Annotated in this window: 1 protein-coding gene; it reads right to left on the bottom strand. The window is 47.5% G+C overall.

What is annotated here, in order from left to right; all coding sequences use genetic code 11:
* The coding region (gene aroC / locus R7E78_RS29220; RefSeq protein WP_318059032.1) for a chorismate synthase at window positions 1-560 on the bottom strand (560 nt) is incomplete at both ends.

The raw sequence follows: 560 nt of genomic DNA on the forward strand, positions 1-560 counted from the left end.
CACCAATTGAATCGCCTTCTTTTTTTAGGTCGCGGATCAGTTGATCAAACGCTTCCACTTTGTCTGCATCTGGGCAGAAGAACGCGTTGTTTTCAATTTCGTCCCAGTCGACTTTATCAATAGAAACATCGCCCATTTGTGACAAGTAAGCGCGGATTTCTACGCCAAATTCATCTTTCAGATATTTCTTCGCGATTGCACCTGCAGCCACACGCATCGCAGTTTCACGGGCTGACGAACGGCCGCCGCCTCGATAGTCACGAATGCCATATTTTTGGTGGTAAGTGTAATCAGCATGTCCCGGGCGGAACTTATCTTTGATATCTGAGTAATCTTTTGAACGTTGATCGGTATTTTCGATCAACAGGCCGATTGAAGTGCCTGTGGTTTTGCCTTCAAACACGCCAGAAAGAATTTTAACTTCGTCCGGTTCACGACGCTGTGTGGTGTAACGTGATGTGCCAGGACGACGACGGTCGAGATCCGTTTGCAGATCTGCTTCTGTAATTTCTAATCCCGGAGGACATCCGTCTACGATACATCCCAGTGCGATACCGTGA

This window comes from Vibrio sp. YT-19(2023) (assembly GCF_033337395.1).